The organism is Pseudomonas sp. zjy_15 (assembly GCF_043101865.1).
Lineage (GTDB): Bacteria > Pseudomonadota > Gammaproteobacteria > Pseudomonadales > Pseudomonadaceae > Aquipseudomonas > Aquipseudomonas putida_Y.
Genome location: NZ_JBICII010000093.1, coordinates 23,001 through 46,342, shown reverse-complemented (window position 1 = coordinate 46,342; position 23,342 = coordinate 23,001). Strand labels below are relative to the sequence as shown.

At 62.9% G+C, this 23,342-nt stretch carries 27 protein-coding genes; 15 read left to right on the top strand and 12 right to left on the bottom strand.

Going from position 1 to position 23,342, the window contains the following annotated elements; translation table 11 throughout:
• Window positions 1-158: 158 nt before the first annotated feature.
• The 6 genes from ACF8EF_RS16715 to ACF8EF_RS16690 all read right to left on the bottom strand — a co-directional run bounded on the left by ACF8EF_RS16715 (window position 159) and on the right by ACF8EF_RS16690 (window position 4,195).
• A complete protein-coding gene (locus tag ACF8EF_RS16715; protein ID WP_392462057.1) occupies window positions 159-1,241 on the bottom strand; it encodes a DUF1615 domain-containing protein in 1,083 nt (360 codons plus the stop codon).
• Window positions 1,238-1,789, bottom strand: coding sequence for a hydrolase (locus ACF8EF_RS16710; RefSeq protein WP_176682394.1), 552 nt, complete (start codon window positions 1,787-1,789; stop codon window positions 1,238-1,240). The genes ACF8EF_RS16715 and ACF8EF_RS16710 overlap by 4 nt, the downstream gene beginning before the upstream one ends.
• Window positions 1,790-1,846: 57 nt before the next feature.
• Window positions 1,847-2,566, bottom strand: a complete 720-nt coding sequence (locus ACF8EF_RS16705) for an alpha/beta fold hydrolase (RefSeq protein WP_176682393.1) — start codon at window positions 2,564-2,566, stop codon at window positions 1,847-1,849.
• Window positions 2,563-2,784 (bottom strand): MbtH family protein, encoded by a 222-nt coding sequence (locus ACF8EF_RS16700; RefSeq protein WP_003256222.1) that lies wholly within the window; start codon window positions 2,782-2,784, stop codon window positions 2,563-2,565. Before ACF8EF_RS16700 ends, ACF8EF_RS16705 begins: the two co-directional genes overlap by 4 nt.
• A 97-nt stretch (window positions 2,785-2,881) precedes the next feature.
• The gene (locus ACF8EF_RS16695) at window positions 2,882-3,283 is read right to left on the bottom strand and encodes a hypothetical protein (protein WP_176682392.1); all 402 of its coding nucleotides are present in this window, start codon (window positions 3,281-3,283) and stop codon (window positions 2,882-2,884) included.
• Window positions 3,284-3,310: 27 nt separating this feature from the next.
• Entirely contained in the window at window positions 3,311-4,195 is an 885-nt protein-coding gene (locus tag ACF8EF_RS16690; protein ID WP_209966950.1) for a LysR family transcriptional regulator, read from the bottom strand.
• Window positions 4,196-4,341: 146 nt separating this feature from the next.
• Between ACF8EF_RS16690 and ACF8EF_RS16685 the strand changes: the two genes are divergently transcribed.
• Window positions 4,342-5,361 (top strand): alpha/beta hydrolase, encoded by a 1,020-nt coding sequence (locus tag ACF8EF_RS16685; protein ID WP_176682390.1) that lies wholly within the window; start codon window positions 4,342-4,344, stop codon window positions 5,359-5,361.
• Between the two features lie 204 nt (window positions 5,362-5,565).
• Here ACF8EF_RS16685 and ACF8EF_RS16680 read toward each other — a convergent pair whose 3' ends face one another.
• On the bottom strand, window positions 5,566-5,859 hold the full coding sequence (locus ACF8EF_RS16680; RefSeq protein WP_209966955.1) for a DUF1330 domain-containing protein: 294 nt from the start codon (window positions 5,857-5,859) through the stop codon (window positions 5,566-5,568).
• 78 nt (window positions 5,860-5,937) lie between these two features.
• Here ACF8EF_RS16680 and ribBA point away from each other — a divergent pair, with 78 nt between their 5' ends.
• The 6 genes from ribBA to ACF8EF_RS16650 all read left to right on the top strand — a co-directional run bounded on the left by ribBA (window position 5,938) and on the right by ACF8EF_RS16650 (window position 12,778).
• Window positions 5,938-7,059: a bifunctional 3,4-dihydroxy-2-butanone-4-phosphate synthase/GTP cyclohydrolase II gene (gene ribBA / locus ACF8EF_RS16675; RefSeq protein WP_176682388.1), complete on the top strand. Its 1,122-nt coding sequence runs from the start codon at window positions 5,938-5,940 to the stop codon at window positions 7,057-7,059.
• 331 nt (window positions 7,060-7,390) lie between these two features.
• A complete protein-coding gene (locus tag ACF8EF_RS16670; RefSeq protein WP_021784242.1) occupies window positions 7,391-8,416 on the top strand; it encodes an ABC transporter substrate-binding protein in 1,026 nt (341 codons plus the stop codon).
• A complete protein-coding gene (locus ACF8EF_RS16665; RefSeq protein WP_176682387.1) occupies window positions 8,413-9,330 on the top strand; it encodes an ABC transporter permease in 918 nt (305 codons plus the stop codon). The genes ACF8EF_RS16670 and ACF8EF_RS16665 overlap by 4 nt, the downstream gene beginning before the upstream one ends.
• Window positions 9,331-9,336: 6 nt before the next feature.
• Window positions 9,337-10,146 (top strand): ABC transporter permease, encoded by an 810-nt coding sequence (locus ACF8EF_RS16660; protein ID WP_176682386.1) that lies wholly within the window; start codon window positions 9,337-9,339, stop codon window positions 10,144-10,146.
• 19 nt (window positions 10,147-10,165) lie between these two features.
• Entirely contained in the window at window positions 10,166-11,314 is a 1,149-nt protein-coding gene (locus tag ACF8EF_RS16655) for an ABC transporter ATP-binding protein (protein WP_176682385.1), read from the top strand.
• Window positions 11,315-11,470: 156 nt separating this feature from the next.
• On the top strand, window positions 11,471-12,778 hold the full coding sequence (locus ACF8EF_RS16650) for a substrate-binding domain-containing protein (protein ID WP_392462052.1): 1,308 nt from the start codon (window positions 11,471-11,473) through the stop codon (window positions 12,776-12,778).
• A gap of 112 nt (window positions 12,779-12,890) precedes the next feature.
• Here ACF8EF_RS16650 and gorA read toward each other — a convergent pair whose 3' ends face one another.
• From gorA to ACF8EF_RS16625, 5 genes are all read right to left on the bottom strand, one after another.
• Window positions 12,891-14,246 (bottom strand): glutathione-disulfide reductase, encoded by a 1,356-nt coding sequence (gorA, locus tag ACF8EF_RS16645; RefSeq protein WP_176682383.1) that lies wholly within the window; start codon window positions 14,244-14,246, stop codon window positions 12,891-12,893.
• A 97-nt stretch (window positions 14,247-14,343) separates the two neighbouring features.
• Window positions 14,344-15,183, bottom strand: a complete 840-nt coding sequence (gene galU / locus ACF8EF_RS16640; protein ID WP_014590484.1) for a UTP--glucose-1-phosphate uridylyltransferase GalU — start codon at window positions 15,181-15,183, stop codon at window positions 14,344-14,346.
• Between the two features lie 236 nt (window positions 15,184-15,419).
• Window positions 15,420-16,334, bottom strand: a complete 915-nt coding sequence (locus ACF8EF_RS16635) for a c-type cytochrome (protein WP_209966962.1) — start codon at window positions 16,332-16,334, stop codon at window positions 15,420-15,422.
• Window positions 16,331-16,981, bottom strand: a complete 651-nt coding sequence (locus ACF8EF_RS16630) for a c-type cytochrome (RefSeq protein ID WP_392462050.1) — start codon at window positions 16,979-16,981, stop codon at window positions 16,331-16,333. The genes ACF8EF_RS16635 and ACF8EF_RS16630 overlap by 4 nt, the downstream gene beginning before the upstream one ends.
• 77 nt (window positions 16,982-17,058) lie before the next feature.
• Window positions 17,059-17,418, bottom strand: coding sequence for a hypothetical protein (locus tag ACF8EF_RS16625; protein WP_176682380.1), 360 nt, complete (start codon window positions 17,416-17,418; stop codon window positions 17,059-17,061).
• Window positions 17,419-17,577: 159 nt separating this feature from the next.
• Here ACF8EF_RS16625 and ACF8EF_RS16620 point away from each other — a divergent pair, with 159 nt between their 5' ends.
• The 8 genes from ACF8EF_RS16620 (at window position 17,578) to csrA (ending at window position 23,340) form a co-directional block, all read left to right on the top strand.
• A complete protein-coding gene (locus ACF8EF_RS16620) occupies window positions 17,578-17,880 on the top strand; it encodes a DUF1883 domain-containing protein (protein WP_003250918.1) in 303 nt (100 codons plus the stop codon).
• 7 nt (window positions 17,881-17,887) lie between these two features.
• A complete protein-coding gene (locus tag ACF8EF_RS16615) occupies window positions 17,888-18,058 on the top strand; it encodes a hypothetical protein (protein WP_012051910.1) in 171 nt (56 codons plus the stop codon).
• 51 nt (window positions 18,059-18,109) lie between these two features.
• Window positions 18,110-19,195 carry an NAD(P)H-dependent flavin oxidoreductase gene (locus tag ACF8EF_RS16610; RefSeq protein WP_392462049.1) on the top strand — a complete coding sequence of 362 codons (1,086 nt, stop codon included), beginning with the start codon at window positions 18,110-18,112 and terminating at the stop codon, window positions 19,193-19,195.
• Window positions 19,196-19,277: 82 nt separating this feature from the next.
• Window positions 19,278-20,036: a molybdate ABC transporter substrate-binding protein gene (gene modA, locus ACF8EF_RS16605; RefSeq protein WP_392462048.1), complete on the top strand. Its 759-nt coding sequence runs from the start codon at window positions 19,278-19,280 to the stop codon at window positions 20,034-20,036.
• Window positions 20,036-20,716: a molybdate ABC transporter permease subunit gene (gene modB, locus ACF8EF_RS16600; protein ID WP_103462322.1), complete on the top strand. Its 681-nt coding sequence runs from the start codon at window positions 20,036-20,038 to the stop codon at window positions 20,714-20,716. The genes modA and modB overlap by 1 nt, the downstream gene beginning before the upstream one ends.
• A 1-nt stretch (window position 20,717) precedes the next feature.
• On the top strand, window positions 20,718-21,809 hold the full coding sequence (gene modC, locus ACF8EF_RS16595) for a molybdenum ABC transporter ATP-binding protein (RefSeq protein ID WP_392462046.1): 1,092 nt from the start codon (window positions 20,718-20,720) through the stop codon (window positions 21,807-21,809).
• A 57-nt stretch (window positions 21,810-21,866) separates the two neighbouring features.
• Window positions 21,867-22,889, top strand: a complete 1,023-nt coding sequence (locus ACF8EF_RS16590; RefSeq protein WP_392462044.1) for a DNA topoisomerase IB — start codon at window positions 21,867-21,869, stop codon at window positions 22,887-22,889.
• A gap of 253 nt (window positions 22,890-23,142) precedes the next feature.
• A complete protein-coding gene (gene csrA / locus ACF8EF_RS16585) occupies window positions 23,143-23,340 on the top strand; it encodes a carbon storage regulator CsrA (RefSeq protein WP_012051904.1) in 198 nt (65 codons plus the stop codon).
• The last annotated feature ends 2 nt before the right edge of the window (window positions 23,341-23,342 follow it).

Sequence of the window (23,342 nt, the reverse complement as noted above, 5' to 3'; positions counted from 1 at the left end):
CGCGGGTAAACCCGCTCCTACGCATGCACAGGCCGTCGTAGGAGCGGGTTCACCCGCGAAAGGGCCGGCCCTGCTGGCCAATTTACACCCGCCGTTTACTGTTGCAGCCGCCACCGTATTCGCGGGTAACCCGCTCAAGGATCGCGGTAACTGCCGGGCTAACGCTTCATGCACCGCTGATAGCGCACATCCACCCGCCCGGCAAACCAGGCCGTGGTCAGCTTGCGGGTAATCTTCGGGCTTTTCAGCTCGATGCCCGGTAGCACCGCGCGGGGCAACGGTTTGCCGGCTTTGGCATCTGCCAGGGCGAACACCCCGCTGTACAACTTGCTGTCTTCGAACGCCAGGCTGTCACCCTCCTCCAGCTGGCTTCGGATCTGCGGGTTACGCAGCCCCAGCTTTACCCCTAGCTTGCGCGCAGCCAGTTCGGTGCTCCCCGGCATGATCGCCCCCGGCGCCACCAGGTCGCCGTCCAGTGCCAACTTCACCCCCGTGACCTTGCTCAACGCCGCCTGGAATGCCGCATTGCGGCTGGCGTACCAGCCCGCGTTGAAATCGGCAAACCGGTAAAGCTGGCGCTCGTAGTTGGCCGGGTAGCCCAAGAGGTGGGCAATACCGAAATACATGCCGCCGCGCCGGCTGAACACTTCCTGGCGGATCGTGCCTTCATGGCTGTAGGGGTAATCCCTTGCATGCTTTTCGGCGAAGTCGATGCTGACCTGCATCGGCCCGCCGGTGTGCACCGGATTCAGCCCACCCAGCAAGGTCTTGCCCAGCGGCACGCGAGCCACGACTTCGTCGTACAGTTCGCTCAACTGCTTTTCGCTGCGCACCGCCCGCAAACGCTGCTGGTAGCTCTGGCCGTTGCCCGACGGCGTCTTCAGCGCACCGTCGACCAGCAGCTTGGGAATATGCAGGCGCGCGGCGCGGCGGTCGATCTCCTGGCGGGCGATACGCCCAAGGTTGGGCACCTGCGGGTCCGCAGTGAAGGTCGACTCCTGTTCGGTCACCGCAAGCACGGCGCACAGGTTGCTTTTACTAGGCGCTATGCGCTGGGCTTCGAAGGCTGTCTGGATATCTTTGGCCCAACCCTCGCGGTCCTTGACCTGGGCGGGCAACAGCCGCAGCAGTTGCGCGCGGATTTTGGCCGGGTCCGCTTCGGGCGCGTCTTCGCGGCGCCCGGCACAGCCTTGCAACAGCGCCACGGCCGTCACCGCAATAGCGAGTAACCGGCCGTTCAGGGCTGTTCACCGATCAGGTAGGTTTTGCTGATGTGGCGGAACTGCGGGTGCCCGGCACTGCCCATCAATTCGAACAGCACCATCTCGCGGGTCACCACCTGCGCGCCGGCGGCACGCATGCGCGCCAGACCTGCGGCCTTGCTGGCCGGGGTGCGGCTGTCGCAGGCATCCTCGACCACGAACACTTGCTTGCCCAGCGCCAGCAGGCCGAGCACGGTCTGCAGCACGCAAACATGGGTTTCCATGCCACAGACGATCACCTGCTCGCGCGCCATCAAGCTGGCTGGCAGGCACTCGGCGGCCACGCAGGAAAAGTGACTTTTCTCCACCACGTCGGCTGTCGGGGCTGCGACCAGCAGTTCGGCCAGGGTATGACCCAGGCCTTTGGGGTACTGCTCGGAAATCACCGTCGGCAGCGCCAGCTCGGCAGTCGCCGCCAGCAACCAGCGGGCCCGTGCCCGAGTGCCTTCGGGGTCGCTCATGGCACCGATGAGTTTTTCCTGGATGTCGACGACCAGCAGCGTGGCCTTGAGTGGATCGATCAGCATTACCTGCCTCTTGCCTGGGAAAAACCCTAGCCTCCCCCAGGCAAGCGGTGACGTCAATCAGGCGGACAGCCGAAGCGGTTGCAGCGACGCGGTCAGCGCAGCGAGCACACGGTCTTCCTGCTCATGGATGAAGAAATGGCCACCCGGGAACATCTGCAGCGAGAACGCGCCGTGGGTTTCATTGCGCCATGCCTGCAGTTGCTCATCGCTGGCCCGGTCATCCACACCACCCAGCACATGCAGGGGGCACTGCAACGCCGCTCGCTGGCGGTATGTGTAAGTGCCGCACAACAGAAAATCGGCGCGCAAGGTCGGCAAGGTCAGGCTCATCAGCTCTGCGTTGGCCAGCACTTCCTCAGGCGTGCCCTGCAGCTCACGCAACTCGCTGATCAGCTCGGCGTCGCTCTTGGGCTCGCGCCAGTTGTTGCCATCGTAGTCCTCACGCCGGGTAGGTGCCGCGGTGCCGCAGGCGAACAAGGCCAGCGGCGCCGGGCAGCCCAATGCCTGCAGCTCATGGGCCAGCTCAAAGGCCAGCAGAGCGCCCAGGCTGTGGCCGAGCAGCGCATAAGGAGCGCTTGCCGTCAGGCGCTGCTCGCTGGCCAGTTGCCGAGCCAGACCTTGCATGTCGGTGTGCAGCGACTCGCCCATGCGCGCACCCCGCCCGGGCAACTCTACCGGGCGCACCTGCAACCAGGCTGGCAGCTTGCGCCGCCAGCGGCTGTAGACCATGGCGCTGGCCCCGGAGTACGGCAGGCACAGCAGGTTCAGCACGGTCACTGGGCGGCAGCTTCGGCCATTTTCTGGCGCAGGCTCAGCGGGCGCATGTCGGTCCAGACTTCATCGATGTAGGCCAGGCAGTCCTTCTTCAGGCCGCTTTTGCCCACGGCACGCCAGCCGTTGGGGATAGCTTTGTAGTCGGGCCAGATCGAGTATTGCTCTTCGTGGTTGACCACTACCTGGAACTGGATATCGTCGCGGTCGAAAACGGAAGTCATTGCCTGTCTCCTTAAGTGATGATGCCGCTGCGCGCCTGGCGCAGGGTGGCTTTCAAGTAGACGTAGCAAGCGGTGTAAAAATTAACGGAATTGACGCTCAGGTATCGCGCAACAGGTCGTGCGTATCGAGCAACCGGAACGCAACCTGCGGATTACGCTCCAGCCCGCGCCGGATCGCCGCAGGGATAGACTGCCGGGTCTTGCGGCACAACCCGGGCTGGTCGTCCAGTTCGATGACGATGCCGCGCATGGTCCGTACCTCGTTGTAACCGGGGGCGATGTGCACGCGGATGCCGAGGTTTTCGTACAGCCGCTGCTGCAGACGTTGAAGGTCTTCCAGGTCCTTCAGGTTTTCCAGGCGTTCGAGCAGGCGTTTTTCTTCCTGCCGAGTCAGCAGGAGAATGCGCTGGGCGGCCTGCGGATGGTCGGCCAGCTGTTCGCGGCCGCAGTCACAGGCACCAGGAGGGCAAGGTTGGCGTATAGGAACAGGTGTACTCATAGGGCAAGCATAGCCTGTATGCGACGGTCAGAGCTGCGCCAACCGCGCGCGCAGGAAGCTGACAAAACCCTGCACCGGCCGCGCCACCTGCCGGTGCTGCGGATACACCGCCGACAGCTGCAGCGCGGGCGGGCGCCACTCATCCAGAACCGCCACCAGTTGCCCCTCCGCCAACGCCTGCCCAACGATAAAGGTCGGCAGGTAAGTGACCCCCATCCCGGCAATCGCAGCGCCCCGCAGCAACTCACCATTGTTCGCCCGCATGCGCCCGGTCACCTGAATTGCCTGGGCTTTGCCACCTTTGTGGAACTGCCACTGCACCTGGCGCGAATGCCCATAGGGCAGGCAATCATGCGCGGCGAGCTCATCCGGTTTTCCCGGCACTCCCCGTGCTTGCAAATACGCCGGGCTCGCACAGTAGACCCGCTCGACACTGGCGATACGCCGGGCGATCAGGCTGGAGTCCTCCAGTGCACCAATCCGCAGCGCCAGGTCATAGCCTTCACCAATCAGGTCCACGGCGCGGTCGCTCAGGTCTACCTCCACATCGACCTGGGGATGCAACTGCAGAAACTCGGTCAGCAGGCAGCCCAGGTGCGCCATGGCAAACGACAGCGGTGCGCTGAGGCGCAAGGTGCCGCGCAGGACCTGGGCCTGGCCGCTGATGTCGTGCTCGACCTGCTGCACTTCACCCAGCAGGCGCAGGGCAGACTGGTAGTAGTGCTGCCCCAGTGGCGTGGCATCGAGGCGCCGGGTGGAGCGGTTGAGCAGGCGCACGCCCAGGCGCTCTTCAAGCTGCATCAGGCGCCGGCTGACCGATTGCTTGGACATGCCCAGACGGTCGGCGGCAGCGGTGAAACTGCCGGCCTCCATCACTTGGGCAAAGATCCGCATGTCTTCGTAAGGGTTCATTGTCTCGCTCTTGGTGACAGTCAAACACTTTATAGCGGCTTTTTCCCACAAGCGCATCTGCCTAATCTACGCACAAGTCGCAGCGATGGCCCCACAGGCCAGGCAAGACGCCCACTTCCAACACTTGCACAGAAAAGGATTCGCTCATGAACATTGTCCACAAAGTCCTCACCACCTCCCTTCTGGCCCTGTCCGTTTCCAGTGCCTTCGCCGCCGGCAGCCCAGGTGTGGAACAACACACCCAGGCCTTCCTCGAAGCCCTGGAGAAAGGGGGTGGCAAACCGCTGGAACAGCTCACCCCGAACGATGCCCGCGCGGTACTGACCGGCGCCCAGGCCTCGGTCAAGGTCGACCTCTTGGGGATCGAAGTGAAGGAACGCACCATTCAGGCCAATGGCCATTCGATCAAGCTGCAAGTGGTACGCCCGACCAATGTGAAAGGTGATCTGCCGGTGTTCATGTTCTTCCACGGCGGCGGCTGGGTGCTGGGCGACTTCCCGACCCACCAGCGACTGATCCGCGACCTGGTGGTCGGCTCGGGCGCGGTGGCGGTCTATGTGGACTACACGCCGTCACCGGAAGCGCATTACCCGACGGCGATCAACCAGGCCTACGCCGCGACCCGCTGGGTGGCCGAGCATGGCAAGGAGATCGGCGTGGATGGCAAGCGCCTGGCTGTAGCCGGCAACAGCGTTGGCGGCAACATGGCGGCGGTGGTTGCACTCAAGGCCAAAGAGGCCGGTACCCCTGCCCTGCGCTTCCAGTTGCTGCTGTGGCCGGTGACCGATGCCAGCTTCGAGACAGCGTCGTACAAGCAGTTTGCCGAAGGACACTTCCTGACCTCCGGGATGATGAAGTGGTTCTGGAACAACTACACCGTTGATGCAAAGGCGCGGGCGCAGATTTACGCCTCGCCGCTGCGGGCGTCCGCCGAACAGCTGAAGGGCTTGCCACCGGCCCTGGTGCAAACGGCTGAGTTCGATGTGCTTCGGGATGAAGGTGAGGCGTATGCCCGCAAGTTGAATGCGGCGGGCGTGACAGTAACCTCGGTGCGCTACAACGGAATGATTCATGACTATGGGCTGCTCAACCCGTTGAGCCAAGTGCCGGCAGTAAAGGCGGCGCTGCGGCAGGCGGGCAACGAACTTAAAGTGCATCTGCAGTGAGGCGATGAGCAAAAGACCCGCCTGGGCGGGTCTTTTGCTTCTATTTGCGGAAACGGCCCGCAGGCTTCAATGAATCTGCCATCGGTGCGGCAGGTCCGGCCCTTTCGCGGGTAAACCCGCTCCTACACAGCCACCACAACCGTCAAATTCTGTGGTGGCCTGTGTAGGAGCGGGTTTGCCCGCGAAAGGGCCGGCAAATCCTGCTCAGGGCTCAAACCCTTCCACAATGATCACCTCAGCCTTCGCCACCCCTTGGCGATGGCTGCATGCCTCTTGGTACAGCGCGGAGCGGTAACAGGCGACGGCCTGCTCGTACGAATCGAACTCGATCACCACGCTACGCTGAGGCGTAACCCTCCCTTCCATCGCTTCGCTGCGCCCGCCACGGGCCAGGAAGCGGCCACCGAATGCCTTGAAGGCAGCCGGGGCGCGCTGGGTGTACTGCTGGTATTGCTCGGGGTCGGTCACGTCCACATGGGCGATCCAGTAGGCCTTCATGTGCTGCTCTCCTGTTACGGCGATATTTGTGTATGATGGTATACCATAAAATTCACCCCACCACAGTGAGCGTGCACCATGGCTTTCAACACCATCGAGGAACTTCTCGAGGACTACCGGCAAGGCAAGATGGTCCTGCTGGTGGATGACGAGGACCGGGAAAACGAAGGCGACCTGCTGATCGCCGCCGAGCGTTGCGACGCCCAGGCCATCAACTTCATGGCCCGCGAGGCGCGCGGGCTGATCTGTCTGACCTTGACCGACGATCACTGCCAGCGCCTGGGCCTGGAGCAGATGGTTCCGGCCAACGGTAGCGTGTTCAGCACCGCGTTCACCGTGTCGATAGAGGCGGCCACCGGAGTCACCACCGGCATTTCCGCCGCTGACCGGGCACGCACCGTGGCAGCCGCCATGGCCCCCAACGCCCGCCCCGAAGACCTGGTACAACCTGGCCACATCTTCCCCCTGCGCGCCCGCGAAGGCGGCGTGCTGACGCGCGCCGGCCACACCGAAGCCGGCTGCGACCTGGCGCGCCTTGCCGGCTTCAGCCCGGCCTCGGTCATCGTTGAAGTGCTGAACGACGACGGCACCATGGCCCGCCGCCCCGACCTGGAAGTGTTCGCCACCCGGCATGGCATCAAGATCGGCACCATCGCCGACCTGATCCACTACCGTCTGAGCACCGAGCAGACCATCAAGCGCATCGGCGAGCGCGAGCTACCGACTGTGCATGGCACCTTCCGCCTGGTCACCTATGAAGACCGCATCGAAGGTGGCGTGCATATGGCCATGGTCATGGGCGACATTCGCCGCGAACAACCGACCCTGGTGCGGGTGCATGTGATTGACCCGCTGCGCGACCTGGTGGGTGCCGAATACGCAGGCCCCGCCAACTGGACGTTGTGGGCGGCGCTGCAGAGGGTGGCCGATGAAGGTGCTGGCGTGGTGGTGATCCTGGCCAACCACGAATCCTCCCAGGCCCTGCTGGAGCGCGTACCACAACTGACCCACCCTGTGCGGCCCTATCAACGTGGCCAGTCCAAGGTGTATTCCGAAGTGGGCACCGGGGCGCAGATTCTGCAGGACCTTGGCGTGGGCAAGCTGCGTCACCTGGGGCCTCCGCTTAAATACGCGGGGCTGGCGGGGTATGAGCTGGAAGTGGTGCAGAGCATCCCGTTCGAGCCCGGGATTGCAAGCTAAAAGCAACATACACAACTGATTTATCGAGGCCCTGTAGGAGCGGGTTCACCCGCGAATGCGATGCAGACGCCACCGACGCATTCGCGGGTGAACCCGCTCCTACAGGGCCCTTGGTGCTTTTGACAGGGCGGAGTGATGGCCGGTCGCCCCAGACCTCTTGCCAAAATCTTGGAATACCATAATATGATATCCCGTAGACCTTGAGTCTGCAGGCCGGCACCTACAATTAAAAACGGCCACCAGAACACTTTGTTTTAGCTGCTCCCCGAACACCATTGGCGGGCGCACCAAGAGCCCCGCCTCGAATAACAAAAGCAACGAGGGCGTAACCATGCTGTTAAGCAAACGTGTAACCGCAGTGCTGTCTGCCAGCCTGCTGACCCTGGCATGTCAGGCCGCTCAGGCCGCCGACAGCCTCAACTTCGTCAGCTGGGGCGGTACAACCCAGGACGCCCAGAAAGAAGCATGGGCCGTACCGTTCACCAAGGCCACGAACATCAAGGTCGTGCAGGACGGCCCCACCGACTACGGCAAGCTCAAAGCCATGGTCGAGAGTGGCAACGTGCAGTGGGACGTAGTCGACGTCGAAGCCGACTTTGCCCTGCGTGCTGCCAGTGAAGGCCTGCTCGAACCCCTCGACTTCACCCAGATCAAGCGCGACAAGATCGACCCACGCTTCGTCTCCGATCATGGCGTCGGCTCATTCTTCTTCTCCTTCGTGCTCGGCTACAACGAAGGCAAGCTCGGCGCCAACAAGCCGGTGGACTGGACCGCGCTGTTCGACACCAAGACCTACCCCGGCAAGCGAGCCCTGTACAAATGGCCCAGCCCAGGCGTGCTGGAACTGGCCCTGCTGGCCGACGGCGTAGCCCCCGACAAGCTGTACCCGCTGGACCTGGACCGCGCCTTCAAGAAGCTCGACACCATCAAGAAAGACATCGTCTGGTGGGGCGGTGGCGCCCAGTCGCAGCAGTTGCTGGCCTCGGGTGAAGCCTCGCTCGGCCAGTTCTGGAATGGCCGTGTCTACGCCCTGCAGCAAGACGGTGCACCGGTGGGCGTGAGCTGGAAGCAGAACCTGGTCATGGCCGACTTCCTGGTCATCCCCAAAGGCGCCAAGAACAAGGACGCGGCCATGAAATTCCTGGCCAACGCCAGCAGCGCCGAAGGCCAGGCCGAATTCGCCAACAAGACTGCCTACGCGCCGGTCAACGTCGACAGCGTGGCCAAACTGGACAAAGACCTCGCGCCAAACCTGCCGACTGCCTACGCCCAGGACCAGGTCACCCTCGACTTCGCCTACTGGGCCAAGAACGGTCAAGCCATCGCGGCACGCTGGAATGAGTGGTTGGTCAAATGAAAGTCGCCATCAACGCCCTGCACAATGCGCAAGGTGCCCCCACGGGTGCCGGCGCCCCGGGCACCGCCCCGCGCCGCGCAAGCCTGAGCCAGCGCTGGAAAGGCAGCCGCAACCTGCTGCCCGCCCTGCTGTTCCTCGGCGTGTTCTTCTTCGCGCCGCTGATCGGCCTGTTGCTGCGCGGGGTGCTGGAACCCACCCCGGGGCTGGGTAATTACGAGCAGCTGTTTGCCAACTCGGCCTACGCGCGTGTGCTGTTCAACACCTTTTCGGTGGCCGGCGTGGTTACCCTGATCAGCGTGCTGCTGGGCTTCCCGCTGGCCTGGGCAATCACCCTGGTGCCCAAGGGCTGGGGCCGCTGGCTGCTGAACATCGTGCTGCTGTCGATGTGGACCAGCCTGCTGGCGCGCACCTACTCGTGGCTGGTGCTGCTGCAAGGCTCGGGGGTGATCAACAAGGCGTTGATGGCCATGGGCATCATCGATGCCCCGCTGGAAATGGTGCACAACCTCACCGGCGTGGTGATCGGCATGAGCTACATCATGATCCCGTTCATCGTGCTGCCACTGCAGGCGACCATGCACGCCATCGACCCGATGGTGCTACAGGCAGGTTCGATCTGTGGCGCCAGCCCGTGGACCAACTTCTGGAAGGTGTTTCTGCCGCTGTGCCGGTCGGGGCTGTTCTCCGGGGCACTGATGGTGTTCGTGATGTCGCTCGGTTACTACGTCACCCCGGCGCTGCTGGGGGGTGCGCAGAACATGATGCTGCCCGAATTCATCATCCAGCAGGTGCAGTCGTTCCTCAACTGGGGCCTGGCCAGCGCCGCCGCCGCACTCCTGGTAGCGATCACCCTGGTGCTCTTCTACCTGTACCTGAAGCTGCAGCCGGAATCCCCGGTTGGCAACCCGAGGTAATCCGCCATGCTCTTGTCTCCCAATGCCATGGGCCGCCCGCTGCGTACGGGCCTGTACCTGACCACCGGGGCGATTGCGGCTTTCCTGCTGCTGCCGGTGGTGTTCATCGTGCTGCTGTCGTTCGGCTCATCCCAGTGGCTGGTGTTCCCGCCACCCGGCTGGACCTTGAAGTGGTACAGCCAGTTCTTTTCCAACCCGGAGTGGATGGAGGCCGCGCTGGCCAGCCTGAAGGTGGCTGCGCTGACCACGGTCGCCGCCGTACTGCTGGGCCTGCCCACCGCGTTCGCCCTCGTGCGTGGCCGCTTCCCGGGCCGCGAGCTGCTGTACGGGCTCTTCACCATGCCGATGATCGTACCGCTGGTGATCATTGCCGTTGCGGTGTACGCGCTGTTCCTCAAGCTTGGCTACACCGGCACGCTGTTTGCGTTCGTGGTCAGCCACGTGATCGTCGCCCTGCCGTTCACCATCATCTCGATCATCAACTCGCTGAAGCTGTTCGACCAGTCGATAGAGGATGCCGCGGTGATCTGCGGCGCCTCGCGCCTGCAAGCCATCTTCAAGGTGACCTTCCCGGCCATTCGCCCCGGCATGATCGCAGGTGGCCTGTTCGCCTTTCTGGTGTCGTGGGATGAAGTGGTGCTGAGCGTGATGATGGCCAGCCCCGACCTGCAGACCTTGCCCGTCAAGATGTGGACCACCTTGCGCCAGGACCTCAGCCCGGTGATCGCCGTGGCCTCGACCCTGCTGATAGGCCTGTCGCTGCTTGTCATGTTCATTGCCGCCGCCTTGCGCCGGCGCACCGAAACCAACGCCTGAGTGCGCGGAGATAACAACAATGAGTGCAGTGATCAAAGACAACGCGCACGGCAAGGCCCTGGTCAGCCTGCGCGGCCTGAACAAGCACTACGGCGACTTCACCGCCGTGGACAACCTCGACCTGGAGATCCAGGACGGCGAGTTCCTGACCTTCCTCGGTTCCAGCGGGTCGGGCAAGTCCACCACCCTGTCGATGCTGGCCGGCTTCGAAACACCGAGCAGCGGCGAAATCCTGGTCGACGGCCAGTCGCTGGTCAACGTGCCGCCGCACAAGCGTGACATCGGCATGGTGTTCCAGCGGTATTCGCTGTTCCCGCACCTGAATGTGCGTGACAACATCGCCTTCCCACTGGCCATTCGCAAACTCGGCGCTGCCGAAACCGCCAAGCGCGTCGACGCCATGCTCAAGCTGGTGCAACTGGAGCAGTTCGCCCACCGCAAACCCTCGCAAATGTCGGGCGGCCAGCAGCAGCGCGTGGCGATTGCACGAGCGCTGGTGTACGAGCCGCGCATCCTGCTGATGGACGAGCCGCTCGGCGCACTGGACAAGAAGCTGCGTGAAGACCTGCAGGACGAACTGCGCCAGTTGCACCGCCGCCTGGGTATCACCATCGTCTACGTCACCCACGATCAGGAAGAAGCCATGCGCCTGTCCCAGCGCATCGCCATTTTCAGCCACGGCAAGATCGTCGGCCTGGGCACCGGTTACGACCTGTACCAGAATCCGCCGAATGCCTTTGTCGCATCGTTCCTGGGCAACTCCAACTTCCTGCGGATCAAGGCCAGCAGCAACGGCGCGGGCAGCTTCGAGGGCCAGCCAGTGGCTATTCGCTTGACCCCGGGGCTGGCCGTCTCGCAGGATGCACTGATCATGGTGCGCCCGGAAAAGGCCGTGGCCCTGACCGCTGAACAGGCCACGCGCGAGCCGCTGCCGGCGGGCTGGAACGAGGTCAGCGCCAAGGTTGGCGAAGTGTTGTTCCTGGGTGAAAGCCAGACCTGCCATGTGGTGACTTCCGGGGGTACCGAGCTGACCGTGAAGGCACTGTCGGCTGCGGGCATGCCAATGCAGCCGGGCGACAGCGTGAAGGTGCGCTGGGCAGTGGCAGACGCGTGCATTTATACCGAATGGGCCGAGAGCGACCTGAGCAAGTCAGCCGGGGCGCACTAACGCTCTTCTGCGTTGCAGCGCCTGCCAGATCGAGCAACGTCCGCGCGGCGCACGATCTGACAGGCGCTGCACGATTAAAGGCGTACGCCCCCGTCACATTATCATCACGCCACTGTCGTAATCTGCCGGCCAACTCTATGCCACAGGCCACCCGGCATGCTCCGCCTGCTTGTCTTGCTGCTCACCCTGTTACCTCTCGCAACCTTGGCTGAGCCCCTGCACCTGCGCGTGCAAGGCTCCAATACCATCGGTGCGGCCTTGCTGCCGGCGCTGGTACAGGGGCAATTGCGCGCGCAGCAGGCCACAGCCATCGAACAACAGCCAGGCAAGGTCGCCAACGAGTGGGTGGTTACCGCCCGCGACGTGCACGGCCAGCGTTTGCGCATCGACATTGCCGCACACGGCTCAAGCACCGGCTTTGTCGCACTGGGCCGGGGCGAAGCGGACCTGGCCGCTGCCTCGCGGCCGATCAACGACAGTGAAGTCCACCGGTTGCAGGCGCTGGGCGACCTGCGCGCAGCTGGCGCCGAACACGTGATCGGCCTCGACGGCGTCGCAGTCTTCGTCCACCCCGACAACCCAATACCCCAACTGAACACCCGGCAACTGGCGGAAATTTTCTCTGGGCAGATCCAGCGCTGGGAACAACTGGGCGTACCTGGCGGGGCCATTCACCTGCATGCCCGAGACGACCGTTCCGGGACTTTCGAGACCTTCAAGGCACTGGTGCTGGAACCTCAGCACGCCGAAATTTCGGCCAAGGCCAGGCGCTTCGAGTCCAGCGACGAACTGGCGGTACACGTGGGTACCGACCGCCAGGCCATCGGTTTCAGCAGCCTGGCCGCCGTACACGGGGCCAAGGTGCTGGCGGTGGCCGAGGGCGACGCACCGGCCATGCTGCCGGAGCGCGCACGGGTGGCCAGTGAGGACTACCCGCTCTCGCGGCGCCTGTATTTTTACTTGCCAGCCAACCCCAAGCCCCAGGCCAAGGCCCTGGCCGATTTCGCTCAGAGCCCGGCCGGCCAGGCGATCATCGCCCAGCAGGGTTTCGTTTCGCAGCAGATCAAGGCCCTGTCTGTCGCCCCCCAACGCGACATGCCACCGCGTTATCGCACCCTGGCCCAGCAGGCGCAGCGGCTGAGTGTGAACTTCCGATTCCAGGAAGGAAGCGCCAACCTGGACAACAAGGCCCTGCGCGACGTGCAGCGGGTGGCAGAGTACCTGCGCCTGGCCGGAAAGCTGCAGGGCAAGGCAGTGCTGGTGGGGTTCGGCGACCCCAAGGAAACCCCCGGGCGCGCAGCCCTGCTCTCCCGCCTGCGCGCGCAAGCGGTGCGCCGCGAACTGGCACGCGGTGGAGTGGAGGTGCTTCAGGTGACCGGGATGGGCGATGAATTGCCAGTGGCCGGGAATGAACTGGAGCAAGGCCGGCTGCGCAACCGGCGGGTCGAAGTGTGGGTGTATTGATCCGGCCCCGTACACATCCCTGTAACAGCCTTTTTGCTGCAAAGAGGCCCGAGCAAGGGCCCCATCGCAGCACAAGGCTGCTTCTACAGGCTGTACAGCAGGTTCCGCGTTATCAGCGGGTGACTGTACGCATGGTGACGAACTCTTCAGCCGCCGTCGGGTGCACGCCGATGGTTTCGTCGAACTGCTGCTTGGTCGCACCGGCTTTAAGCGCAATGCCCAGGCCCTGAATGATCTCGCCAGCGTCTGGACCGACCATGTGGCAGCCCAGCACCTTGTCGGTCTCGGCATCGACCACCAACTTCATCAGGGTCTTTTCCTGAATGTCGGTCAGGGTCAGCTTCATGGCCCGGAAGCGGCTTTCGAATACCTGCACCTTGTGCCCGGCCTCCAGCGCCTGTTCTTCGGTCAAGCCCACGGTACCGATTGGCGGCTGGCTGAACACCGCAGTGGGGATGTTCTGGTAATCCACCGGGCGGTATTGCTCGGGTTTGAACAGGCGCCGCGCCACGGCCATGCCTTCAGCCAAGGCCACTGGGGTCAACTGCACACGGCCGATCACATCGCCAATGGCAAGAATCGAGGGCGCGGTGGTCTGGTACTGCTCATCAACCCGGATGTAGCCGCGCGCATCCAGCTCGACGCCGGTGTTTTCCAGGCCCAGATTGTCCAGCATCGGGCGCCGGCCAGTGGCATAGAACACACAGTCGGCGACCAGCTCGCGACCGTCCTTGAGCGTGGCTTTGAGGCGACCATCTTCAAGCTTGTCGATGCGCTGGATGTCGGCGTTGAACTGTAGGTCAAGGCCGCGCTTTTCCAGTTCTTCCTTCAGGTGGGTGCGCACCGAGCCATCGAAGCCGCGCAGGAACAGGTCGCCACGGTACAGCAGTGAGGTGTCGGCACCCAGGCCCTGGAAGATGCCGGCGAATTCGACGGCGATATAACCCCCGCCCACCACCAGCACGCGGCGCGGCAGGCTCTTGAGGTAGAAGGCTTCGTTGGAGGTGATGGCCAGTTCCTTGCCGGGGATGTCCGGTACCTGCGGCCAGCCACCCGTAGCGATGAGGATGTGCTCGGCGGAGTAGCGCTGACCGTCCACTTCCACTTCGTTGGCCCCCGTCAGACGCGCGTGGCCCTGCAACAGGGTCACCCCGCTGTTGACCAGCAGGTTACGGTAGATACCGTTGAGGCGCTCGATTTCCCGATTCTTGTTGGCAATCAGGGTGCCCCAGTCGAAATGCCCCTCTTCCAACGTCCAGCCGTAACCTGCGGCCTGCTCCAGTTCATCGGCAACGTGCGCGCCATACACCAGCAGCTTTTTCGGCACACAACCGACGTTGACGCAGGTCCCCCCCAGGTAGCGGCTTTCAGCCACTGCCACTTTTGCGCCAAAACCGGCAGCAAAACGCGCTGCGCGCACACCACCGGACCCGGCGCCAATCACGAACAGATCAAAATCGAAGGCCATGTATTCACTCTCCTAGGCAGGCGTCCAGCATACCGCCGTTGGCCGCAGCAAACAAAAAAGCCACCCCGAAGGATGGCTTTGAGGCCAACAGGGCTAATCAGTATGCCTTGCCAGTCTTGTAGTAGTTCTCGAAGCAGAAGTTGGTCGCGTCGATGTAGCCTTCGGCACCACCGCAGTCGAAACGCTTGCCTTTGAACTTATAGGCAATCACGCAGCCATCTTTGGCCTGCTGCAGCAGGGCATCGGTGATCTGGATTTCACCGCCTTTGCCTGGTTTGGTATTGGCGATGATGTCAAAGATATCCGGGGTCAGGATGTAACGGCCGATGATCGCCAGGTTCGAGGGCGCGTCTTCGGGGGCCGGTTTTTCGACCATGTTGGTCACACGGAAGATGTCGTCGCGAATCATCTCACCGGCGATCACACCATACTTGTTGGTTTCCTGCGGATCGACTTCCTGGATGGCGACGATCGAGCAGCGGTACTGTTTGTACAGCTTGACCATCTGCGTCAGCACGCCGTCACCTTCCGGGTTGACGCACAGGTCGTCCGCCAGCACCACCGCGAACGGCTCGTCGCCGATCAGTGGGCGGCCAGTGAGGATGGCGTGGCCGAGGCCTTTCATTTCTGTCTGGCGCGTGTACGAGAACGAGCACTCGTCGAGCAGACGACGAATACCGACCAGGTATTTTTCCTTGTCGGTGCCCTTGATCTGGTTTTCCAGCTCGTAGCTGATGTCGAAGTGGTCTTCCAGGGCCCGCTTGCCGCGCCCGGTAACGATGGAGATCTCGTTCAGGCCAGCATCCAGTGCTTCTTCAACGCCGTACTGGATCAGTGGCTTGTTGACCACCGGCAGCATTTCCTTGGGCATGGCTTTGGTAGCAGGCAGGAAGCGAGTGCCGTAGCCGGCTGCCGGGAACAAGCATTTTTTGATCATATACGTCCTTACAAAAGGCTAGGCCTGTGGAATTCGGCGCAGTCTAATCAGGCGGCAGTGACCTTACAATGCCCCCGATAACGACCGATGCCATCATAGAGATATCCCAGTGTAGATAGTTCCGGGGGATCGTAAATATTGCTGTCATACATGACCGTTGGATGACAGGCAAATCAGCGTGCCTGTGGCGGCCTCGTCGACGGGTTCATCCGCAAAGAGGCCGCCTAAGACTTACATCAACTCCCCGTCCCTTGTCCGATCAGCACCCCATCGACCTGCTGACCATACAGGTTCACCCCATCATTGGCATGAAACTTCACCCGCGTTTTCTCGATGGATCCTTCCACCAGCCGCGGGTCCTGTGGCCGCTCGTGGCGGTTGATCCACGCCGCCACGTCCCAGGCCTGCTGGTCGCTTAGGCTGCCTGGCTTGCCCAGCGGCATGTTGTACTTGATGAACGACGCAGCGGTGTTGATGCGGTGCATGCCAGCCCCCCAGTTGTAGGAGTCCTTGCCCCACAGCGGTGGCATGACGTATTCGCCTGCGACCTTTTGCCCTTCACCGTTATCGCCATGGCAAATCGCGCATTGTTCACGGTAAACCTGCTGGCCGCGCTTGAAGTCATAACCACCCTTGGGTTGTGCCACCTCCGGATAACCACGTCCGGCAATCTCCACACCGGTCGGTGCCTTGGTCGACAGCCAGTATGAATACACTGCCAACGCGGTCATCTGCGGGCTGTCAGCGGCCGGCGGCTTGCCGTTCATGCTGAACTGAAAACACCCCTGGATACGCTCGGCGAAGGTGTTGACCTTGTCATTTTTCTTGCGGTACGCCGGGTACATCGGGTAGGCGCCCCACAGCGGCGCCGAATGCGCCAATCGCCCCTGATCGAGGTGGCAGTTACTGCAGTTCATGCCGTTGCCCACAGCCTCGGGCATCAATCGGCGGGTGTCGACGAACAAGGCATGGCCTTCACGCACCATCTTGCCAAAGGCATTATCGGGCAACTCACGCTCAGCGGGCGGCACGAACTGCGGTGCCGCCTGCACACCGGGAACCTTCAACTGCGACTGGTCTTCCATGGCGATCGGCGTGGCCTGGGCGCTGCCCACGGTCAGCAGCCACAAGACTGGAATCATGGTTTTCATGGCGTGACCTCCTGGCTGACGGGGCGGGCGAAGAACTCGGCAACGGCCTTGACCTCCTCATCGGTCATGGCCTTGGCCACGCCGACCATCAGCTGATTGGAGTCATTGCTGCGGCTGCCGTCGCGCCAGGCATTGAGCTGTGCCACCAGGTAACTGGCGGGCTGGCCGACCAAGGGCGGGAAGTGTTCGCCCACCCCGCCGCCACCCGGCCCGTGGCATTGCACGCAGCCGGGAATCTGCCGACTCCAGTCGCCGTACAGGGCCATGCGAGTGGTAGGGTCATTGGCAATCTGCTGCCGGCGCAGGTCGCCAGCGGGTGCTGCCGGCAGGCTGGCCAGGTAGGTACTGACGGCCTTGATTTCATCGTCGCTCAAGGCCTTGGCCAAGGGCTCCATCACTGGCTGCTTGCGGCTGCCGTTGCGCCAGTCGTGCAACTGCTTGGAAAGGTAACCGGCCGGAAGCCCGGCCAAACGTGGAAAGCCGGCAGCGGCAATGCCCTTGCCGTCCGGGCCATGGCAACCAAGGCAGGCCATGGCGGCGGGGTTGGCCCCACCCTGGGTGAAGACCTTCTGACCGTCAGCGGCATGTGCCGTGGGCCAGGCCAGGATCAGCAGGCTGCCGATCACCACGCGTCTCAACGGTGTCATCACGAATCTCCTTTTCTTTTGTTATATGTTTAGGCTCAAAACATATAAGCAGAGAAAGGAGCACCCGTTGCTTCAGATCAACTTCCGGAGATGCATTCGGTGGCGGCGGTGCGCACATCCCCCAGGCGCAGCGGGAAGTTATTCAGCCGCTCGTGCAGTTTGATGCTGCTGCCGCTGCCGCGCTCGTCGATATCCACCAGCGCCGCCGGGCCAGCACCTGAGGTGATTTTCTGCGGGACGATCAGCCGCAGGCCGTCGCCACGCGGCTCTTCGGTCAGCGGGTCACGCGTATCGGCCAGCTTCTCCTTTACGCAATCGGCATAGGCGCGCGGGCTCTTGCCAGAGATCACATCCATCGTTTCACGCGATTGCTCCAGCTCTGCGACGCTCACGCAGCCACCGAGCGTCACCGACAACGCCGCCACCATCCACTTCATTTGCTGCACCTCTGCCTTCAAGAATTCGCTTCGACCACATCCAGGCGGTTTTGCTCCCTGCTTTGGCAGAATTATCTACGCCCGGCGATCAACGCGGCAGTCTAACGGCACATCGTGGTATCTTTTGCTTTTGCAGATCCAAACCTTGCGGAGCATCACATGAAATTCGTACACCAGCGCGAGCACCTCAATGAGGACGATATTGTCGTCATCGAGTGCTCCCAGCGCTGCAATATCCGCCTGATGAACGACGCCAACTTCCGCAGCTTCAAGAACGGCGGCCGTCATACCTACCACGGCGGCCATTTCGAGAAGTTTCCGGCAAAGATCACCGTACCCAGCACCGGCTTCTGGAACATCACCATCGATACCGTCACTACTCGCCCGATCTCGGTCACCCGCAAGCCAACCCTGACCCACAAGATCAAGATCATCCGTCGTTCGTCGTCGAAACTCAGATAAGGCCACCATGACCCAGACCATCAAGTACGTCATCAAATACAAGCTCGACGGCCAGCGTCGCTGGGATTTCGCGTTGATGCCCGATGCCTCGCAAGAGCAAGCCCTCGAGGCCCTGCGCAAGATCCACGGCGAAGACGCCGAGAAAATCAGCGACATCCAGGTCAGCAAGGCCCTGTAAGACTCGCCGCAAGCCCCCGCCGCATCGCTCGCCCTACGCAAGGAGAATCGCATGAGCCATTGGCCAGACCGCCGTATCCTCGACCTGCTGGGCATCGAGCTGCCCATTCTGCAGGCCCCCATGGCGGGGGCCACCGGCTCGGTCATGGCCATTGCCGTGGGCCTGGCAGGTGGTCTGGGCGCCCTGCCCTGCGCCATGCTCAGCGGCGAACAGGTGCGCGCCGAGATCGCTGCATTCCGCGCCGGCTGCCCGGGGCGCCCGCTGAACCTGAACTTCTTCTGCCACCAGCCGCCAGCGCCCGATGCCGAGCGCGATGCGCGCTGGAAGCAGGCACTTGAGCCTTATTACAGCGAAGTGGGCGCCGATTTCGCAGCGCCCACGCCAGTGTCCAACCGCGCGCCTTTCGACGAGCAGAGCTGCCAGTTGGTCGAAGCCTTGCGCCCTGAGGTGGTGAGCTTCCACTTCGGCCTGCCTCAGGCCGAACTGCTGCAGCGGGTAAAAGCCACCGGCGCCAAGGTACTGTCCAGCGCCACGACCGTGGAAGAAGCGGTCTGGCTGGAGCGCAATGGATGCGACGCTATCATCGCCATGGGTTATGAAGCCGGTGGCCATCGCGGCATGTTCCTCAGCGATGACATCACCAGCCAGATAGGCACCTTCGCTCTGGTACCGCAGGTGGCCGATGCCGTCAGCGTGCCGGTGATTGCCGCCGGTGGTATCGGCGACCACCGCGGGCTGTTGGCGGCAATGGCCCTGGGTGCCTCGGCAGTGCAGATCGGCACGGCTTACCTGTTCTGCCCCGAGGCCAAGGTGTCGCCAGCGCATCGCCGGGCGCTGGACAGCGCGCCTGCCAGCGACACCGCGTTGACCAACCTTTTCACCGGCCGCCCGGCGCGGGGCATCAACAATCGCATCATGCGTGAGCTGGGGCCGATGAGTGAGCTTGCACCGCGCTTCCCCCTGGCGGGTGGGGCGTTGATGCCTTTACGGGCGATCACCGATCCCCAGGGTAACAGTGACTTCAGCAATCTTTGGTCGGGCCAGGCATTGCGGCTGGGGCGGCACATGCCCGCGGGTGAGCTGACCCGGGAGATCGCCGGGAAAGCACTGGCAGTGATTGGTCACCAGGCATTCTGACAAGCAGGCCTGCCCTCTTCACGGCCAATGGTTTATCGCTATATAGTTAAGGCTATAACGATAATCTCAAGGAGCTGTCTTCATGCGTATTCGCTCGCCCCAGTTGGCCGTCACTGCCCTGGCCAGCCTGCTCGCGTTCAACACGGCCTGGGCCGACGAAGTCCAGGTCGCGGTCGCAGCCAACTTCACAGCCCCTGTCCAGGCCATCGCCAAGGCCTTCGAAAAGGACACCGGCCACAAACTGGTCGCGGCCTATGGCGCCACCGGGCAGTTCTATGCGCAGATCAAGAACGGTGCACCGTTCGAGGTGTTCCTCGCCGCTGACGACACCACCCCCAAGAAGCTGGAAGCAGAAAAGGAAACCGTACCCGGCTCGCGCTTTACCTACGCCATCGGCACTCTGGCCCTGTGGTCTGCGAAGGAAGGCTACGTAGATGCCAAGGGTGAAGTGCTGAAGAAGAACGCATATAAACACCTGTCCATCGCCAACCCGAAAGCGGCACCTTACGGCCTGGCCGCCACCCAGGTACTGGACAGGCTGAAGCTCACCGAGGCCACCAAAGGCAAGATCGTCGAAGGCCAGAACATCACCCAGGCCTTCCAGTTCGTCTCCACCGGCAACGCCGAGCTGGGCTTCGTCGCCCTGTCGCAGATCTACAGGGATGGCAAGGTGGCCAATGGCTCGGCCTGGATCGTGCCGTCCAATCTGCACGACCCGATCCGCCAGGACGCTGTCATCCTCAACAAAGGCAAGGACAATGCGGCCGCCAAGGCACTGGTCGAATACCTCAAAGGCCCGAAAGCCGAAGCGGTGATCGAATCCTATGGTTATCAACGCTGATGCCACTGGATGCAAGTGACCTGGGTGCCATCTGGCTGACCGTAAAACTGGCCAGCCTGACCACGCTGATCCTGCTGGTTATCGGCACACCCGTCGCCTGGTGGCTCGCGCGCACGCGCTCATGGCTGCGCGGGCCGGTGGGGGCGGTGGTGGCACTGCCGCTGGTACTGCCACCGACGGTGATCGGCTTTTATCTGTTGATCGCCCTTGGCCCGCACGGCTGGCTCGGCCAGGCCACCCAGGCGCTGGGCCTGGGCACTGTGGTGTTCAGCTTCACAGGCCTGGTGATTGGCTCGACGGTGTACTCCCTGCCGTTCGTGGTACAACCCCTGCAGAATGCCTTTGGCGCAATCGGCCAGCGGCCCCTGGAAGTCGCCGCCACCCTGCGCGCCAGCCCATGGGACACCTTCGTTCATGTGGTGCTGCCGCTGGCCCGCCCTGGCTTCGTCACTGCCAGCATCCTCGGCTTTGCCCACACGGTGGGCGAGTTTGGCGTCGTACTGATGATCGGTGGCAACATCCCCGACAAGACCCGCGTGGTTTCGGTGCAAATTTTCGATCACGTCGAAGCCATGGAGTACTCGCAAGCCCACTGGCTGGCCGGTGCCATGCTGGTGTTCTCTTTCCTGGTGCTGCTCCTGCTGTACGCTGGACGCCGCGGCAAAGCTGGCTGGAGCTGAAATGACCGCATCGATTGTGGCGCGCCTGAAACTGGCACGCGACGACTTTACCCTGGACGTCAACCTGCACCTGCCCGGGCGCGGCATCAGCGCCCTGTTCGGTCACTCCGGCTCTGGTAAAACCAGCTGCCTGCGCTGCCTGGCCGGGCTGGAGCGGGCCGCCAGCGCCTATATCGAAGTCAACGGCGAAGTCTGGGAAGACAGCACCCGTGGCTACTTCCAGGCACCGCACCTGCGCCCGGTGGGCTATGTGTTCCAGGAAGCCAGCCTGTTCCCGCACCTGTCAGTGCGCGGCAACCTTGCGTTCGGCTGGCGCCGGGTAGCGCCCGCTGAACGCAAGGTCAGCCTCGACCAGGCTTGCCAACTGCTGGGTATCGGCCACTTGGTGGACCGCCGCCCGGCAACCCTGTCTGGTGGCGAGGCGCAGCGGGTGGGTATTGCCCGCGCCCTGCTCAGCAGCCCACGGCTGTTGTTGATGGACGAGCCGCTGGCAGCCCTCGACGGCCCGCGCAAGCGCGAGATACTGCCCTTTCTGGAGCGCCTGCACGACGAACTGGACATCCCGCTGATCTATGTCAGCCACGCCCAGGATGAAGTCGCGCGACTGGCCGACCACCTGGTGTTGATGGAACAAGGCCGGGCAATCGCCAGCGGCCCGATCGGCGAGACCCTGGCTCGCCTCGACCTGTCGCTGGCCCAGGGCGACGATGCCGGCGTGGTGCTCGAGGGTACGGTGGTAGGGCACGACCCGCACTACGGCCTGCTTGACCTGCGCCTGCCCGGCAGCAGCGGGCCGCTGCTGCGCATCACCCACGCGGCGCAGCTGATGGGCAGTACCCTGCGCGTCAAGGTGCAGGCCCGGGACGTCAGCCTGGCACTGGCGGCGGACAGCGCATCGAGCATCCTCAACCGCCTGCCGGTGCGTGTGCGCGAGAGCCGACCGGCGGCCAACCCGGCGCATGTGCTGGTCAGCCTGGATGCCGGGGGCAATGCCCTGCTTGCACGCATCACCCGCTTCTCGGCAGACCAGCTCGGCTTGCACACAGGGCAGGTACTGTTCGCCCAGATCAAGTCGGTGGCCCTTTTGGGTTGAGCATCCTTCGCGCGCGTATTGTCCATTGAGCTGTGACCCGATCGAGGCCTGCAGCCCATGCTCGACTGCCCCCTGCCGCGCACCCTGCACTACGTTGACGACAGTCAGCCGGGCCTGACCCGTCGGCGCTGGCGCGACCGCTTCATCTATCTGGATGCCGATGGCCAACGGGTACGCGACAGCGACACCCTCTCGCGCATCGCCGCACTGGTGATTCCCCCGGCCTACACCGATGTGTGGATCTGCGCCGATCCGCAAGGCCATCTGCAAGCCACTGGCCGCGATGCCCGTGGCCGCAAGCAGTACCGCTACCACGCGCAGTGGCGCGAACTGCGCGACCAGCACAAATACGGGCGCATGCTAGCGTTCGCTCAGGCCCTGCCAACGCTGCGCACACAGTTGGAAGCCCACCTGGCGCGGCCAGGGCTGGACCGGGAAAAGGTAATGGCGCTGGTAGTGAGCCTGCTGGACCACACCCTGATTCGCATTGGCAACCAGCGCTACCTGCGCGATAACAAGTCGTATGGACTGACCACCCTGCGCAATCGCCATGTACAGGTCAAAGGCAGCAACATTCGCTTCCAGTTCCGCGGCAAGCGCGGCGTCGAACACAGCGTCCCCCTCAATGACCGGCGCCTGGCCAACTTGCTCAAACGCTGCATGGAACTGCCTGGGCAGGCGCTGTTTCAGTACCTGGATGAAAACGGCCAGCGCCATAGTGTCGGCTCCAGCGAGATCAATCAGTTTTTGCAGCAGTTGACCGGCGCCGATTTCACCGCCAAGGACTATCGCACCTGGGCCGGCAGCAGCCTGGCATTGAACCTGCTGAGGCCCTTGGCCTGGGAGCCGGAGAGTGAAGCCAAACGCCAGGTCGCCGCGATAGTCCGCCAGGTAGCCACGCGCCTGGGCAATACGCCGGCAGTGTGCAGGCGCTGCTACATCCACCCGGCAGTCCTGGAGCACTATGCCTTGGGGCGCCTGGCCAATTTGCCGAAAAAACGTGCGCGCAAAGGCCTGGACCCGGAGGAAGTGGCCTTGCTGTTGTTTCTTCAGGCTCTCGAGGAACAGGAGGACCATTAAGCTTGTCTATTCAGCCCATGATGCGAAGAAATTTCCCATTAGCCGCCAACCCCCCTATTCTTGGCAGCGAGCGCCTTGGCCGACAAACCGTTGACGGTTTGCTTTGGCACCTGCAACTGAAGACACGCAACAGAATTTGTCTGTCGGGGAATTCCTATCCGCCGAAAGCGTCTTTAATGAGAAGGAAGAGGGACAAGCTCCCGCCGCCAGGGCAACTAGCCCTGCGGATTTTTATATCACCAAGGAGAACTACATGCTGATACTCACCCGTAAGGTTGGCGAAAGCATCGTCATCAACGATGACATCAAAGTCACCATTCTGGGCGTCAAAGGGATGCAGGTGAGGATTGGTATCGATGCACCGAAAGATGTTCAGGTCCATCGAGAAGAGATCTTCAAACGCATCCAGGCCGGCAGCCCGGCTCCGGAGAAGCACGAAGACTCGCACTGAGC